14 protein-coding genes and 1 riboswitch are annotated in these 15,102 nt (G+C 68.4%); all 14 genes read right to left on the reverse strand.

Annotation, left to right across the window (positions count from 1 at the left end; genetic code table 11):
- Window positions 1-174 precede the first annotated feature (174 nt).
- Window positions 175-1,326: an LLM class flavin-dependent oxidoreductase gene (locus tag ACIBCN_RS03100; RefSeq protein WP_396989793.1), complete on the reverse strand. Its 1,152-nt coding sequence runs from the start codon at window positions 1,324-1,326 to the stop codon at window positions 175-177.
- Window positions 1,323-2,129 (reverse strand): DUF1684 domain-containing protein, encoded by an 807-nt coding sequence (locus tag ACIBCN_RS03105; protein WP_396989794.1) that lies wholly within the window; start codon window positions 2,127-2,129, stop codon window positions 1,323-1,325. The genes ACIBCN_RS03100 and ACIBCN_RS03105 overlap by 4 nt, the downstream gene beginning before the upstream one ends.
- Entirely contained in the window at window positions 2,126-3,496 is a 1,371-nt protein-coding gene (locus tag ACIBCN_RS03110; protein WP_396989795.1) for an NtaA/DmoA family FMN-dependent monooxygenase, read from the reverse strand. The genes ACIBCN_RS03105 and ACIBCN_RS03110 overlap by 4 nt, the downstream gene beginning before the upstream one ends.
- Before the next feature lie 82 nt (window positions 3,497-3,578).
- Window positions 3,579-4,697, reverse strand: a complete 1,119-nt coding sequence (locus ACIBCN_RS03115) for an LLM class flavin-dependent oxidoreductase (RefSeq protein ID WP_396989796.1) — start codon at window positions 4,695-4,697, stop codon at window positions 3,579-3,581.
- Window positions 4,697-4,945 carry a hypothetical protein gene (locus ACIBCN_RS03120; protein ID WP_396989797.1) on the reverse strand — a complete coding sequence of 83 codons (249 nt, stop codon included), beginning with the start codon at window positions 4,943-4,945 and terminating at the stop codon, window positions 4,697-4,699. The genes ACIBCN_RS03115 and ACIBCN_RS03120 overlap by 1 nt, the downstream gene beginning before the upstream one ends.
- Window positions 4,945-6,627 carry a dipeptide ABC transporter ATP-binding protein gene (locus ACIBCN_RS03125; protein ID WP_396989798.1) on the reverse strand — a complete coding sequence of 561 codons (1,683 nt, stop codon included), beginning with the start codon at window positions 6,625-6,627 and terminating at the stop codon, window positions 4,945-4,947. The genes ACIBCN_RS03120 and ACIBCN_RS03125 overlap by 1 nt, the downstream gene beginning before the upstream one ends.
- 2 nt (window positions 6,628-6,629) lie before the next feature.
- On the reverse strand, window positions 6,630-7,493 hold the full coding sequence (locus ACIBCN_RS03130) for an ABC transporter permease (RefSeq protein ID WP_396989799.1): 864 nt from the start codon (window positions 7,491-7,493) through the stop codon (window positions 6,630-6,632).
- Window positions 7,486-8,496, reverse strand: a complete 1,011-nt coding sequence (locus tag ACIBCN_RS03135; protein WP_396989800.1) for an ABC transporter permease — start codon at window positions 8,494-8,496, stop codon at window positions 7,486-7,488. The genes ACIBCN_RS03130 and ACIBCN_RS03135 overlap by 8 nt, the downstream gene beginning before the upstream one ends.
- A gap of 2 nt (window positions 8,497-8,498) precedes the next feature.
- Window positions 8,499-10,079 carry an ABC transporter substrate-binding protein gene (locus ACIBCN_RS03140; RefSeq protein WP_396989801.1) on the reverse strand — a complete coding sequence of 527 codons (1,581 nt, stop codon included), beginning with the start codon at window positions 10,077-10,079 and terminating at the stop codon, window positions 8,499-8,501.
- Between the two features lie 95 nt (window positions 10,080-10,174).
- Entirely contained in the window at window positions 10,175-11,287 is a 1,113-nt protein-coding gene (locus ACIBCN_RS03145; protein WP_396989802.1) for an LLM class flavin-dependent oxidoreductase, read from the reverse strand.
- Window positions 11,284-11,811, reverse strand: a complete 528-nt coding sequence (locus tag ACIBCN_RS03150) for a GNAT family N-acetyltransferase (protein ID WP_396989803.1) — start codon at window positions 11,809-11,811, stop codon at window positions 11,284-11,286. The genes ACIBCN_RS03145 and ACIBCN_RS03150 overlap by 4 nt, the downstream gene beginning before the upstream one ends.
- Before the next feature lie 4 nt (window positions 11,812-11,815).
- Window positions 11,816-12,790 (reverse strand): ABC transporter substrate-binding protein, encoded by a 975-nt coding sequence (locus ACIBCN_RS03155; protein ID WP_396989804.1) that lies wholly within the window; start codon window positions 12,788-12,790, stop codon window positions 11,816-11,818.
- On the reverse strand, window positions 12,790-13,557 hold the full coding sequence (locus ACIBCN_RS03160; protein ID WP_396989805.1) for an amino acid ABC transporter ATP-binding protein: 768 nt from the start codon (window positions 13,555-13,557) through the stop codon (window positions 12,790-12,792). Before ACIBCN_RS03160 ends, ACIBCN_RS03155 begins: the two co-directional genes overlap by 1 nt.
- Entirely contained in the window at window positions 13,554-14,582 is a 1,029-nt protein-coding gene (locus ACIBCN_RS03165) for an amino acid ABC transporter permease (protein ID WP_396990173.1), read from the reverse strand. Before ACIBCN_RS03165 ends, ACIBCN_RS03160 begins: the two co-directional genes overlap by 4 nt.
- 238 nt (window positions 14,583-14,820) lie before the next feature.
- Window positions 14,821-14,915: riboswitch (SAM riboswitch) on the reverse strand.
- Window positions 14,916-15,102 lie beyond the last annotated feature (187 nt).

The following is a 15,102-nucleotide window of genomic DNA, read 5'->3' on the forward strand; positions in this document are numbered from 1 at the left end:
CCTATTCTCAGTGCGGATCCCGAGTCCGGGTGCAGTCTTCGGCAGTACAAAGCTGGGTGTGCCCGGGCTTTGGGCCGTCGAGGTGAGTCAAATGGCTACTGTTCAAGATCAATTAGCAGCCATATGACTCACGTCGATGTTTGTTTGGGGCACCTCGGGAGGGGTGCGGGGTGGTTAGGCGGCGCGGGCTGTGCGTAGGCCCCAGGCGTCGGCTAGTAGGCGGTGGGATTCGAGGCGGTCGGCGTGGTGGTGGGTGATGCTCGTGACGAGGAGTTCGTCGGCGCCGGTGACGCGTTGCAAGGCCGCTAGCCGCTCGACGACGGTGGTTGGGGAACCGACGAATTGGGAGGCGAGGCGGTCGGCTACCAGGCGGTGCTGTTCGGGGGTCAGCGGGGCGGCGGTGGCGGGGTCGAGGTAGTCGGCGGCGCCGGCGCCGCTGCGAATGCTGTGCACCCAGTGGCCATAGGTGGCGGCGTGGTGTTGGGCGGTGGCGTCGTCACCGGCGACGACCACGTCCGCCGATACCACCACATAGGGCTCGGCCAGCTGTGCGGACGGCCGGAAGGCCGCACGATAGGCCTCGACCGCGTCCAGGGCGGTACCAGGCGACACGTGGTAGGCCGCCGCGAACGGCAAGCCGAGTTGCCCGGCCAGCACTGCGCTTTCGCCGCCCGAGCTGCCGAACAGCCACAGCTCGACCTGTGCGCGTTCGCCCGGAACCGCGTGCAGCGCAACGCCATCCTTGCTCACGAAGTAGCCGCCGAGCAGTGCCCGCACCTCGTCGACCTGTTCGGCGAAGTCCAGCGGCTGCGCGCCCTCCTGCTGTAGGGCGCTGGCCGAGGCGAGGAACTTCGACCGGTCCGCGATCCGGCCGGGGTCGAACGGCGGCGGCACCACCACACCGTCCCTGATCTCGGTCCGCCCGGTTGCCGTAGCTACCTTGGGGTGGCTGCCTTTCGGGTGAGACGGCTCCGAGCCGTACTGACTGCGCCGATGACCGGACCGGCCGAGTCCGAGGTCGAGCCGGCCGGGGTACAGCGCGTCGATCGTGCCGAACGCCTCCACAATCGAGGCCGACGTATGGTGGCCGACCTGAACGGCCGCCGACCCCACCCGAATTCGCGAGGTGGCCGCCGCGACCAGGCCGATCACGGTGATCGACGAGGAGCTCGCGACCGAGACGAAATGATGCTCGGCCAGCCAATAACGGTGGTAGCCCCACTGTTCCGCGTGCTGCGCGAGGTCGACCGTATTGCGCAGCGCCTGCTGCGCGGTCGACCCGGCGCTGATCGGGGACAGGTCGAGGATGGACAGTGGCACGGTCATGAATGCCTCCCTAGCCGTGGATGCTGCTCGCCCGCCTCGATGGCCACCCGCAGCCGGTTCTGCGCGGGCGCGATCGGGCAGGTCGCGAAATCGGTGAAGGCGCACGGCAAATTCGCCGCGCGATTGAAGTCGAGGCGCACCGTGCCGTCCGCGTCCGGTGCGCCGACCGCGAGCGCGCGTGCCGCCGGGTAGGTGGTGATACCGCTGGTCGCGTCGGTGAACAGCAGGCGGAGATCGCTCGGATCGCCGAACGCGATGACCCGTTCGGTGGCCTCGCCGACGGTGAATTCGATGGTGCCCGAGGCGGTGTGGTGATGTTCGAGTCCGTCGACAACGGCGCCGGTGGTGATCGTGGTCTGCTCGTCGAACGGCGTGAACCGGCCCGGCACCACCCAGCGCGGATCCGGTGCGTAGCTGGGGATGCCGTCGAAACTCGACAGTGTCGGCGCGGCCGGATCGTGCACGCGCACCGCGTACTGACCGGTTCGCCGGATCACTTCGAGCACCCGATTCTCGTGCAGCACATTGAGTCCCGGCGCACCCTCGGCGGGCGTGATGATCCGCACGCCCGCGATGCCGACCCCGTCGAACGCCAGCCGGTCGGCGGGCTGCGCGGTGATGAATACCTTGTCGTCGGTGACCCACCAGGTGCCTGGCACGTCCGGCAGTCGCTCGGGTTGGTCGGTGAGCCAATGCAATCCGGTCAGGCTGAGGAAGCCGAGCGGGTCGCGCAGCTGGTCTTCCCTGCTGTCATGCCAGTGCGCCCACTCGGTTTCGAAAACGGTGCTGATGCTTGTCGTCATGACGCTCGTGCTCCTTCGTGGGCGGTGATGTGCTGGTGCGGATGGCGAAGACCGAGATGCTCGCGCAGGGTCGTGCCGGTGTATTCGGTGCGGAAACTGCCGCGCTCCTGCAGTTCCGGGACGACCAGGTCGACGAATTCGTCGAGCCCGGCCGGGGTGAGGTGCGGGACGAGGATGAAACCGTCGCTGGCGTCGGCCTGGACGTAGGTGTCGATCTGCTCGGCGACCGCGGCGGGCGTGCCGACGAACTGCTGACGCGCGGTGACCTCCATGATCAGCTCACGGATGCTGAGGTTGTCGGCCTCGGTCCTGGCCCGCCACGCGTCGGCGACCTCGCGCGGGTCCTTGGCGTGGCGCACCCGGCCGCGGGTGACGGTGACGTTGTCGGTCGGCTCGACGTCGGGCAGCGGGCCGTCCGGGTCATAGCCGGAAAGGTCACGGCCCCACACCTGTTCGAGGAACGCGATGGCGGTCTGCGGACCGACCTGCTGGCGGCGGATATGGCGGGCACGATCCTCGGCGTCCGCTGCGCTGTCACCGAGCACGAAGGTCGCGGCGGGGAGGATCTTCAACTCCTCCGGCGCCCGGCCGTATTTCGCCAGACGGCCTTTGACGTCGGCGTAGAAGCGTTGTCCGTCTTCGAGCGTGCCGTGGCCGGTGAAGATCGCGTCGGCGGCGGCCGCACCGAACTCCCGGCCGTCGTCGGAATCGCCCGCCTGCAACAACACCGGATGACCCTGGGGGCTCGGCGGCAGCACGAATCGTCCGGCGATATCGAATTGCGCACCGCGATGACGGGTTTCCGGGATCTCGCGGGCGAACACCCCGGCGGCACGATCGACCACCAGGGTGTCGGCGGCCCAGCTGTCCCAGAGCTTGCGGGTCACCTCGACGACCTCGGCGGCGCGCTGGTAGCGCTGCGCGTGCTCGAGATAGCCGCCGCGGCGGAAGTTTTCGCCGGTGAACGCGTCGGAGGAGGTGACGACGTTCCAGGCGGCGCGGCCGCCGGACAGATGATCCAGCGAGGCGAACTGCTTGGCCAGCTCGAACGGCTCGTTGTAGGTGCTGTTGATGGTGCCCGCGAGGCCGAGCTTGTCGGTCACCCCGGCCAGCGCGTTGAGCACCGTGAAGGTGTCCGGCCTGCCCACCACGTCGAGATCGTGGATGCGCCCGAGGTGTTCGCGCAACCGCAGCCCCTCGGCGAGGAAGAAGAAGTCGAACAGGCCGCGCTCGGCGGTCTTCGCGAGGTGCGTGAACGACTCGAAGTCGACCTGGCTCTTGGACGCCGGGTCGGCCCAGACGGTGGTGTTGTTGACGCCGGGGAAGTGCGCGGCGAGATGGATCTGCTTGCGTGGTTTGCCGGTCACGACGGCGTACCTTCCTGGATCGTGGGAGTGCTGTCGGCGGGTTGCTTTCCGGTACACCGGCAGTCCGAGCGTTCGGCAGGGCTCATGACGCAGCCGCTCCCTGCTGGGCATAACGGCTGACCGGCCGCGGCAGTTCGAGCCGATCTCGCAATGTGCCGGAGGACACGGGTTTCCGTGTCAACGCTGTGAGATGGCGCACCGCCGCAGGTATCGCGAGCGGGCGGAGCACGACGCCGTCGGCGGCGCCGGAAGCGCCGACCGCGCCCAGCAATTCGCGCAGGGTTGCCGGAGTTCCGATGTGGCGCAGACTGGCGGGGGCGTCGGTGGTCCATCGGTCCAGCTGGACCACCTCGTCGTGGGCGGTTTCCGCCGAATCGGCCAGATGCACTTCGACATCCAGCAAAACTCGCACCGCATCGGGATCCCGATCAGCCGCCCGTACGGCCGTGCGCAGCGCCGTCCGCAGGGCCCGCGCCGAGTTCAGATCGCTTGCGGCGAACCGGATCAGGTCGGCTCGGCGCACTGCCACACCAGTGCTCGCGTCATCGTCCGCGCGCACCGCGACGATCGACTGACCCTGCGGCGAGCGCGGCGTGATCGAGGGACCCCGCACCGAGAAGTTGTCCCCGGCGAAGTCGATGTAATGCAGCTTGTCCCGATCGATGAAGCGCCCGGTGGGCACGTCACGAATCTCCGCGTCGTCCTCCCAACTGTCCCACAGCCGGGTGACCACCTCGATCGCCTCGTTCGCCTCATGCCACAGCGATGCCGCGTCCTGTTCGTCCTTACGCCCGAATGCCCGTGCCTGCTCACCACCTTCGGACACGGTGACCTCCCAGCCCGCGCGCCCGGCCGTGGCGAAATCCAGACTTTGGATCGCTTTGGCCAGATGGAAAGGCTCGGTATGCGTCACCGCCCCCTGCGGCAGCAGACCGATGTGCCGGGTTGCCGCCGCAACTCTGGCGGCGATCGCCACCGCGTCGAGCCTGCCCCGCGCGACACCGGCCCCACCGGGCTGCAGGCCGAACGAGTCCGGCACGAATACCGCGTCGACACCGGCCTTTTCGGCTGCGGTGACCGCGTCGACCCAATACCCGCCGGTGAACAGATCCTCGGCCCGGGAGTCGTCCCGTCGCCACGACGCGGGGTGGATCCCGGTTCCGGCGAGTTCCAGGCCAAGGAAGAAGTCGGATTCGGCCATCAGTGGATTTCCTTCCAGTCGAGGCATTGCCGCGCGGCGGGGTGCACGCCGGCGGCGTCGGGCGCGAAGAAGAACGCGTGCTGCCACAGATCGGTGGCCGCGGTGTGCTCCGGTACGTGCAGATGGGTGCGCCACCAGCGCTTGGCTCGGGCAGGCAGCGATCCGGACCGCTCCGGTGTGCTGCGGCAGTGCGCGGGCCGCTCGGTGCGGACGAGTATCCGGCTGTGCCGATAGGTCGATTCCGACATCAGGATGGTCCTTTCGCGACGGCGGGGGTGGGGATGGCGGACAACAACTCGCGGGTGTACTCGTGCTGCGGGTTGTCGAAAATCGCGGCGGCCGGCCCGGATTCGACGATGCGGCCGTGCCGCATGACGGCGACGTGGTCGCTGATGCGGCGGACCACCGCGAGGTCGTGCGAGATGAACAGGTAGCTCAGCGAGAGCTCGGCCTGCAGCCGGTCGAGCAGCTCCAAGATCTGCGCCTGGACCGAGGCGTCGAGCGCGGAGACCGGTTCGTCGAGCACCAGCAGGTCCGGGTGCAGGGCGAGGGCACGGGCGATGGCGACGCGTTGGCGTTGTCCGCCAGAGAGTTCCGCGGGGCGACGCTGGGCGAAGTGCTCCGGCAGTGCGACCTGCCCGAGCAGTTCGGTGACGCGGGCCTGCCTGGCCGCGCGGTCGCCGACACCGTACGCGCGCAACGGTTCCTCGATGATCGTGCCGACCCGCCACCGGGGATCCAGTGAGGAGTACGGGTTCTGATACACCACCTGGAACCGCTTGCGCAGCGCCCGCAGCCGGGTACCGCGCACCTGGGTCAGCTCCTGCCCGTCGAAGGTGACCCGGCCGCTGTCGGCCTCGGTGAGCCGCAACGCGATTCGCGCCGTCGTCGACTTGCCCGAACCGGATTCGCCGACCAGTGAGAGGGTTTCGCCGCGGCCGAGTTCGAATCCGACCCCGGCGACCGCTGTCACCGATCCGCCGGCCTGCGCGCGGAACCGCTTGTGCACCTCGCGCAGCGCGAGCAGCGGCGCGCCCGCGCGCGGTTTGGGCGTCCGATAGGCGCCCGCGGGCGCCAGGCTCGGCGACGCGGCGAGCAGTCGCTTCGTGTACGGATGCCGTGGGTCGGCGAGCACCGTCGCGGTCGGCCCGGTCTCCACGATCTCGCCGCCGTTCAGCACGACGATCCGATCGGCCCGCTCGGCGGCCACCGCGAGATCGTGGGTGATCAACAGCACCGCGGTACCCTTGGCCGCGATCTGCGCCGCCAGCTGATCGAGCACCCGCCGCGCCACCGTGGCGTCCAGCGCGCTGGTCGGCTCGTCCGCGATCACCAGGTCCGGCTGGCAGGCCAGCGCGGACGCGATGAGCACCCGCTGCCGCTGCCCGCCCGAAAGTTCATGGGGGTACTGCACTTCCCGCAGTTCCGGTCGGTCCAGGCCAGCGTCGGCCAGCAGCTCGATCGCGCGCTCACGCGCCGAACGCTTGTCGGCGAGGCGGTGCACCAGCAGCGCCTCGGCCACCTGATCGCCCACGCGCCGTACGGGATTGAGCGACATCCCGGGGTCTTGCGGCACGAACCCGATCCGCACGCCACGCAGCCGCCGCAATGCCCGCTCGGACCGGGTGTCGATGACGTGCCCGTCGAAGGCGACCGTCCCGCCCGCGATGTTGGCATTCGCGCCGAGCAGGCCGATGACCGCCTGCGCGAGAGTGGACTTGCCGGAACCGGATTCACCGACCAGCGCCACCACTTCGCCGCGGGCCACGCTGAGCGAGACCCCGGCCAACGCGGTGACGTCACCGGAATCCGATCGGTAACGCACGCGAAGGTTGTCGACCCGCAACAGCGGGCCCGCTTCCGGCGCTGAGGTTTCGACCGGCGCAGGCGCGTCGATCGGTGCCGCCCAGGGCGAAGAGGTAGTGGTCATGGCTATTCGTTCCTTCCTACGGCGCGTCCGAGGCGCTGGGCGGCCACCACGACCGCGACGATGACCAGTCCGGGGAGGGTGGTCATCCACCAGGCGGTGGCGAGATAGTTGCGGCCCTCGGAAATGAGCGAACCCCACTCGGGCGTAGGCGGTTTCGCGCCGTAGCCGAGGAAGCTCAGCGCCGAGATCGAGAGCACGGCCATGCCGAACTCGACGGCGGCCAGCGCGAGCACCGGCTGATAGGAGTTGGGCAGCACGTGCCGCAGCAGCACCGTGTACCAGCGGACGCCCGAGGCGTGCGCCGCCTCGACGAATACCGCGTGGCGTACCCGGAGCACTTCCGACCGCATCACCCGGGCGAAGTTGGCGACGAGGGAAACACCCACCGCGATGGCCACATTGCGGGTACCGAAGCCGAGCGCGGTAACCAGTGCCAGCGACAGTAGCAGCGCCGGAATCGACAACAGCACATCGACGACGCGCATGACGACGGCGTCCACGATGCCACCGGTCGCCCCCGCCAGCAGGCCGAGGCCGGACCCGGCGAACAACGCGATGCCTACCGCGGCGAGTGTCGCGGTGAGCGAGAGTCCGGCGCCGTGCACCATGCGGGTGTACAGGTCGCGGCCGAGATTGTCGGTGCCGAACCAGTGCTGTGCACTGGGGCTTTGGAACTTCTGCACGGGCACCCCGATCAACGGATCGCCACTGGCGAACACCGAAGGGAACAGGGCCCAGCCGACCGCGAGCACTACAACAACACCGGACAAGACCAGTACCGCGTTGTCGCGCAACCACTTCCATCGCAGTGCCGGTGTGCGCAGGCGGGGCACCGTGCCGCGCCGTTCATCGATGACGTCAACCATGAATAGCCACCCCTTCGACAGTGCTGCCGATCCGTTCGTCGGTCTCCTCGTCCTTGGCCGCCCGGCGCGACCGCGTGGCGATGCGCGGGTCGAGCAGCGGATACAGCAGGTCCACCGCGAGATTCACGGTGACGAAGACGATCGAGGTGAGCACGACGATGCCCTGCACCACCGGAATGTCCTGGGCCAGTACGGCGGTCTGGGTGAGGCGGCCGACGCCCTGGCGGGCGAAGACCGTTTCCACCACGACCGATCCGGCGAGCATGTTGCCGACCAAGACCCCCGCGATGGTGAAGGTGGGCACACTGGCCGCGCGCAGCACATGTTTGCGCTGGACCCACCAGCGCGAGCCACCCTTCGACAACGCCACATCGACGTACGGCTGACGCCAGGTCGACGCCAGCCCGGCGGCCAGCACCTGGGCGATCACCGCGCCGATGGGCAGCGCGAGGGTCAGCGCGGGCAATATAGTGCCCGAGAAGCCATGACCGCCGAAGGCGGGAGCTAGCCGCCACCGGAACGAGAACAGTTGCAGCAGCAGCAATCCGGTCCAGAAGGTGGGTACCGATACCGCGAGCGAGGGCAGCGCGCCGAGCGCGGTGCGCAGCCACGGCCGCCGCGTATACGTCGAGGCGAAGGCCAGTGCCACGCCGCCGACCGTCGCGAAAACCACCGCGAGCCCGGCCAATCCGAACGTCCCGGGCAGCGCGTTGCCGATGGCATCGGTCACCGGCTGCCCGGTGACGATCGAATGCCCGAGATCGCCGTGCATCGCGTGCCCGAGCGCGGTCCAATACTGTTCCCACAGCGGGCGATCCAGCCCATACCGGGCCTGCAACTCGGCGATGGCGGCCTTGTCCACCGGTGTGCCTGTACCGCCGCCGTCGGCCGCGATCGAGATCGGGTCGGCGGGCAGCAGGTAGAGCACCACGAACGAGATGGTGAACGCCGCCCACAGCACCCAGAACGCCTGCAGCACCCGCAGCACCAGATAGCGCGTCATCGTTACCGCCCGCTCAGCCAGGCGTCGAAGAACTGTAGTCGCGCCGAGGCCTCGAACTTCAGATCCTGTGCGGCACTGCCCGCGCCGATCGCCTGGGACAGCTCCACCGTCGGAATCAACAGCCCGGCGTCGAGCACCTGCTGCTGCGCGGAGTGGATGAGGTCGTTGCGGACATTGGCGTCGACCGTGCTCAGCTGACCGTTCAGCGCGTCATCGAGCGCTGGGATGGGTTCGCGCGCATTGAGATTGCGGCCATCCAGCCCGAACGCCGTGCGCAGGATGTCACCGTCGGCGCGGGTGGTGTTGCCGTAGCTGCTGTCGAAGTCCTTCGCGTTCTGCTTGACCGTCTGCTCGGCGATCGATACCAGATCCAGCGTCAGCTCGACCCCGACCTGCCGCAGCTGCTGCTGCACCAGCTCGATGATCGCCTGATTGCCGCCGAAAACCTGACTGAACACCACCGAGAAGGACAGGCGCGCACCGTCCTTCACCCGGATACCGTCTCCGCCGGGCACCCAGCCCGCCTGATCGAGAATGCCGCGGGCCTTGGCCGGGTCGTAGGCGAGTCGCGCCGAAAGATCCGCATAGCCGGGCGTGCTGCTGGCCAGCGAGCTGGTCGCGGGCTTGAACTGCGGCCCGAGCACGGTGTCCACCAACTGTTTACGGTCGATCGCGGGCAGCAGCGCCTGGCGAACCGCCGGATCGCGCAGCGGTCCGCGCGTCACGTTGGTCTGGAAACCGAACGGCAGGCCGGGATTCGCGGTGCTCAGCACTCGCCCGCCCGACGCCTCGATCTGCGGCGCGTCCTGCGGTAGCGCGTCGCTGATGGCGTCGAGCTGACCCGACGCGAGACTGCCGGTGCGCACCCCGGATTCGGGCACCACGGTGAATTCTATCTTGTCCAGGTACGCCTCGCCGCGATGTGCGAACACCGCCGAACCCCACTGGTACCCAGTGCGTTTGGCCAGCGTCGCCGACGCGTCCTGGCGGTAGCTCGCATAGGTGAACGGACCGCTGGCGATGTTGTCCCCGAGGCAGCGCTGCTCGGCGGGCTTGGTGGTGGTGGCCTCGGCCAGGATCCCGAGCTGGGTGGTCGAGGACGCCTGTAGGAACTGTGCGTTGGGCTTACCGAACTCGACCCGCGCGGTCAACCGGTCCACGGCCGTGGTGCCGACATAGTTGGTGAGGTAGCTGGCGGCCAGCGGCGCTTTCGCCGAACCCAGCTTGATGATCGAATCGAAGGTCTGCCGCACCGAGTCCGCGGTGAGCGGCGTGCCGTCACTGAAGGTGACGCCGTCGGTGAGATGGAAGGTGAACACCTTCGCGTCCGGCGTGACCTCCCAGCTCTGTGCGAGCCACGGCTTCAGTTGGCCTGTCTTCGGATCCTGATCGGTCAGCGAGTCGACGATCTGCCGTGTCACGTACAGGGTTTGGTTGGTGCCGGCCTGCGCGGGGTCCGAGCAGGTAGGAGCCTGCGACAGGCCATAGCGCAGGGTGCCGCCCGGCTTCGGCGGTCCGGCGTCGCCGCCAGGCGCAGCCGAATCGGTGCCGCAGGCGGCGACGGTGCCGGCCGCGGCGAGCACGCATATCAACGTGCGGATCGAAGGCGCGGCGTGACGCGCGCGAAACGGAGCCGAGCGCGGCTCAGTTCGCGCGACGATCCGGCGGCGGGTGCGAATCACGAGGTAACTCCAGAAGTTTCGGCGCGAACGGGTTCGTCGCGCGGGTCGAGCTCGGCGGTATCGGCGCCGGTCGCCAACGGGCGGCTGGGGATTCGGCGGCGCAGTTCCGGCGCCACCTCGGTCTGGAACAGCGCGAGACTGTCCAGGTAGTCGATCTCGGGGCGGCCGTCCCGCTCGGCGGACAGGTGGATCACCTCGTGGCCGAACCGCTCGTGCTGCCTGCCGACTTTGTCGATCACCTGCTCCGGGCTGCCGACCAATGCCGAACTGCGGGTGACGAAGTCGTCGAGGGTCTCGAACACGACCGGCAGACCGAGCTTGCGCGCCAACGCCAGTCGCGCCTCGAAGATCGGCCGGTAGGTCTGCAGGGCTTGCTGGGAACTGCGGGCGACATGGAATCCGGCCGTGCCCGCGCCGACGAGGGCGTCGGCAGGGTTGCGCCCGTAGAACTCCCAGCGCTCCCGATAGTGGCGGACCAGTTCGGCGTACGGCTCGATCGGGTTGGTGACGTTCGCCGAGAACAGCGGATCTCCGTGGCGCGCGGCGAGTTCCACCGAATCCCGGCTGGTCGCGCTGCCGTGCCAGATCCGGATCCTCGGCTGCCACGGCCGCGGCAGCGCCTTGGCGCCCTTCAGTTCCGGCCGGAACCGGCCCGACCAGGTGACGCTGTCGCTGCCCCACAGCGCCCGAAACAGGTCATAGCCTTCGCGATTGCGGTCCCACTGGTCGTCGGCGGTGACGTGGAACAGCTCGGCCTGCGCGGCGCCGTTGCCCTTGCCGATGATCAGCTCCAGGCGACCGCCGGACAGATTGTCCAGCGTCGAATAGTCCTCGAAGGCGCGCACCGGGTCGAGCAGGCTCAGCGTGGTGACCGCCGTGAACAGGGTGATCCGGGAGGTGACCGCGGCAATGTGGCTGAGGATCACCGGCGGCGCCGCGGACAGGAATGGATCCTCGTGCCGCTCACCGACGGCGAATCCGTCGTAGCCGAGATCCTCGGCCAGCCTGGCCTGTTCGACGACGTTGCGCAGCCGTTCCCTGGTGCCGGGCAGCCGGCCTGTTATCGGATCGGGCACCCGGGTGACCAGGGTGAACAGTAGGAACTTCATGCGGTGGCTCCCAGTTCGCCGGTGATGGCGGGTAAATGCTTCTCGAACGGATGCGGGCCGAGCTCCTCGGCGGGCACGGCCGGGTCGTAGAGGGCGGTGTAACCGGCAGCCAGGTACAGGCCGACGGCCTCGGGCTGGCGCGGACCGGTGGTCAGGTAGACGCGCCGGTAGCCGCGTCGCGCGATCTCGGCTTCGAGCTGCGCGAGCACGAACAACCCGAGCCCCTGCCTGCGGTGCTCGCGCGAGGTCCAGATCCGTTTGAGTTCCGCCGTTTCCGCGTCGTAGCGCTGGAACGCACCGCCCGCCACCGCCTCGCTGTCGCGGGTGACGACCAGCAGCGCGCCGTGCGGGGGAGCGAACTCCGTTGCCGGATAGTCGCGCAACGACGCGTGCATCTCGCCGGGACTGCGTCCGTAGCGGCTGCTGTATTCGACGGCGAGCTCGGCCAGCAGGGGGGCGGCCAGCGGATCGTCCTGGGCGACCTGGTGTACGCGCAGGTCGGGTGTCGAAAGTTGTTGGGGCACCGGGTCACCGCTGCTTAGGTAGGCCGGGCGGATTGATCCGCGACGCGGTGACCTGCTCGGTCTTCAGGCCCCACCGATCGATCACCTGCTGATAGGTGCCGTGCTCGATGGCGTAGTTCAGCGCATGCTGGATCGCGGTGACCAGCCCGCTGTTCTTCTTGGTGAGTACCGCGATCTCGCCCTGCAGCGCGTCGCCCGCGCCGGAGAAGGTGCCGAGGATCTTGGTCTGGTTCGCGGTGGCGGAGTGGTAGATCGCGGTCGGGTTCGGGCCGATGTAGCCGTCCAGCCGCTGTGAGGCGAGCGCCAGATAGTAGTCGCTGGTCTGCTGGAAGTAGGCGATGTCGATGGGCGCCAAGCCGTCCGCGCGGTTCTGCTCGTTCCACTTCACCAGCAGCTGCTCCTGGTTGGTGCCGCTGCTGACGCCGATCCGCTTGCCCGCCAGGCTCTTGCGGTCCTTGAAGTCGAGGGTGCTCTGCTTGGGCACCTCCAGCGCGACGGTGTCGTTGCGGTAGGTGGCGAAGTCGTACTTTTCCTTGCGCTCCTCGGTGACCGTCACGTTGGAGACGAAGGCGTCGACCTCGCCGGAATCGATGCGCACGAAGTTCTGCGCCCAATCCGCCACCTGCGCATCGAGTTTCAGGCCGAGGATGTCGGCGACCAAGGAGGCGAAATCGATCTCGGAGCCGACCACGGTCTTGTCGTCGTCGGCGTAGAAGCGCAGCGGCGGCGCCGTGCCGGACGCACCGGTCACCACCAACGTGCCGCGATCGCGAATGGCCTGCGGCACCTCGGCGGCGATGCTGTCCACCTTGGCGGCGCGGACGCGGGCGGTCTGGGCGGCGGAGAGGTCGAAGGTGATCGCACCGGCGGGCTTGACCGCGGACTCCGCTTCGGGATCGGTGCAGCCGGTGGCCAGCAGTACGATCGCGGTGGCGGCGGCGGTGGCCAGGGCGGAGAGCTTCATCGGATACCTGTTCATCAGCGGACTCTGGAAAGGAACGCGCGGGTGCGCGGGTGGCGCGGATTATCGAAAACCGCCTGGGGCGTGCCCTGCTCTACGATCGCGCCCGCGTCGAGAAACACCACGGTGTCCGCGATCTCGCGGGCGAAGCCGATCTCGTGGGTGACGATCACCAGCGCGGTGCCGCCGTGCGCGAGGTCACGGATCACGTCGAGCACCTCGCCGACCAGCTCGGGATCCAGTGCGGAGGTCGGCTCGTCGAACAGGATCACCCTGGGACGCAAGGCAAGTGCCCGCGCGATCGCCACCCGCTGCTGCTGCCCGCCGGACAGCCTGCGCGGGTACGCGTCGGCCAGTGCGCCGATGCCGACCCGGTCCAGCAGCACCCGCGCCTCGGCCTCGACCTCCTTGCGGTCCCGGCGCTGCGCGGAAAGCGGTGCGAGCGTGACATTGTCGAGCACGGTGAGATGCGGGAACAGGTTGAACTGCTGGAAGACGAACCCGATGCGGGAGCGCTGCTTGCGCACCTCGCGGTCGGGCAGCGCGTGCAAAGTATTGCGGCGCAGGCGATAGCCGATCAGCTCCCCGTCGATGTGCACGGTGCCCGCGTCCAGCGACTCCAGGTGGTTGACCACCCGCAGCAGCGTGGACTTGCCGGAACCGGACGGGCCGATCACCGTGACCACCTCGCCGGAGCGCACGGTCAGGTCGACGCCGCGCAGCACCTCGTGCGCGCCATAGGCTTTGCGGACGCCGCGGACCTCGACGGCGAGTGCGGCGGTCATCGGGTCGCTCCTCGTGGTGCGGTGGAACCGGATTCGGCGATCTCGCGCAGCTTCTGCCAGACCCGCTGTGTCGGTGACGGCGGCGGTGTGCGCTGAGTGCCCTTGGCGTAGTGGCGCTCGATGTAGTACTGCGCCACCGAGAGAACGGTGGTGAGCACGATGTACCAGGCGGTGGCGACCAGCAGCAGCGGTACCACCCGCCCGTTACGGCCGTAGATCACCTGGACCTGGTAGAACAGCTCCGCGATCGCCATCACGGACACGATCGAAGTGCCCTTGAACAGGCTGATCACCTCGTTGGTCGCGTTGGGCAGGATCGAGCGCATGGCCTGCGGGACCACGATGGAGCGAAACTGCCGCACCTTCGGAATGCCCAGCGCGGCAGCGGCTTCGAGTTGCCCGGCGTCCACGGAGATGATGCCCGCACGAATGATTTCGGCCGAATACGCCGCTTGGTGCAGCGCGAGCCCGATCACCGCCGCGGTGAATCCGCTGATCACGCCGTTCACCTCGAAGGTGAAAAACGAAGGGCCGAACGGGATTCCGACCGACAGTGTGTGGTACAGGTAGGCGATGTTGAACCAGAACAACAGCTGCACGATGAGCGGAATCGACCGGAACGCCCAGATGTAGCACCACGAGATCACCCGCAGCACCGGATTGCTGGACAACCGCGCGATAGCCAGCGCGGTGCCGAGCAGGAAGCCGAGGGCGGTGCCCCACGCGGTGAGTTCCAGTGTCACCTTCAGCGAGGCCAGCACCGACTTGGCGGTGATGTACTTCGCGAAAGTCGGCCAATCCCAACCCGGGTTGGTGACCAGACCGTGCATGAACTGCGCGAGCAGGACGAGCGCGACGGCACTGATCACCCAACGCCACGGGTGCCACGTCTTGGCGACGGTCGGCGCGGAATCGCCCGGTGCGGTGGGGGATTCGTCCGGCGCGAGCGCGGATTCGGTACGGACAGCAGTCCCGGCGCCGGGTGCGGGCGTGGCGGTGGCGATCGAATCGCCGTGCTCCGTCATGACTGCGGTGGCAGCTATGCCTATTGCTCGCTCGCTGCGCTCACTCATTGTCGAGGTCCTTCGGAAGAACGAACGAGACCGCGCCCCCATCGGGCGGCGATCACATCACCCGGCCAGCGACGGGTGCAACAGCCTGGCTGCGGGTCAGCCCCGACAGCTCGCGGACGTCACTGTGCACTGATCGATATGGCGACGGCGCCAACGGGTGCCTCGGACAGCGGCGATGATCACTTCGGTTCCTCCATCGGTCCCGGCGGAAGCACCCGCACCCGGTGAACCGGGGGGTTGCTGCGACGTCGACGAGCCAGGTCTCTCGGTCGCTCTGGATGGTTGTCGTCCGATCCGGACACCGGATGATGTCAGGGTCGAGCCGAATTATCATGCCCAGCGGGGGGACCCTTGGGCAAGGGAAGTAATCATCGTGAGTGTAAGGGGCCGCCGTCGCGGCCGGGAGACACGCCGAGAGCTTGCCGCAAGCAATACCGCCTGTTCACAGCGTTTGCCGGAGTACCGTCAGCCT

Source organism: Nocardia sp. NPDC051052 (assembly GCF_044456045.1).
Taxonomy (GTDB): Bacteria; Actinomycetota; Actinomycetes; order Mycobacteriales; family Mycobacteriaceae; genus Nocardia.

Excerpts from the sequence above, each read along its gene's own strand:
- ACIBCN_RS03105 (WP_396989794.1), bottom strand. The coding sequence starts at position 2,129 with ATGACGACAAGCATCAGCACCGTTTTCGAAACCGAGTGGGCGCACTGG.
- ACIBCN_RS03145 (WP_396989802.1), bottom strand. The coding sequence starts at position 11,287 with ATGAAGTTCCTACTGTTCACCCTGGTCACCCGGGTGCCCGATCCGATA.
- ACIBCN_RS03130 (WP_396989799.1), bottom strand. The coding sequence starts at position 7,493 with ATGGTTGACGTCATCGATGAACGGCGCGGCACGGTGCCCCGCCTGCGC.
- ACIBCN_RS03160 (WP_396989805.1), bottom strand. The coding sequence starts at position 13,557 with ATGACCGCCGCACTCGCCGTCGAGGTCCGCGGCGTCCGCAAAGCCTAT.
- ACIBCN_RS03120 (WP_396989797.1), bottom strand. The coding sequence starts at position 4,945 with ATGTCGGAATCGACCTATCGGCACAGCCGGATACTCGTCCGCACCGAG.
- ACIBCN_RS03115 (WP_396989796.1), bottom strand. The coding sequence starts at position 4,697 with ATGGCCGAATCCGACTTCTTCCTTGGCCTGGAACTCGCCGGAACCGGG.
- ACIBCN_RS03100 (WP_396989793.1), bottom strand. The coding sequence starts at position 1,326 with ATGACCGTGCCACTGTCCATCCTCGACCTGTCCCCGATCAGCGCCGGG.
- ACIBCN_RS03135 (WP_396989800.1), bottom strand. The coding sequence starts at position 8,496 with ATGACGCGCTATCTGGTGCTGCGGGTGCTGCAGGCGTTCTGGGTGCTG.
- ACIBCN_RS03125 (WP_396989798.1), bottom strand. The coding sequence starts at position 6,627 with ATGACCACTACCTCTTCGCCCTGGGCGGCACCGATCGACGCGCCTGCG.
- ACIBCN_RS03165 (WP_396990173.1), bottom strand. The coding sequence starts at position 14,582 with ATGACGGAGCACGGCGATTCGATCGCCACCGCCACGCCCGCACCCGGC.
- ACIBCN_RS03155 (WP_396989804.1), bottom strand. The coding sequence starts at position 12,790 with ATGAACAGGTATCCGATGAAGCTCTCCGCCCTGGCCACCGCCGCCGCC.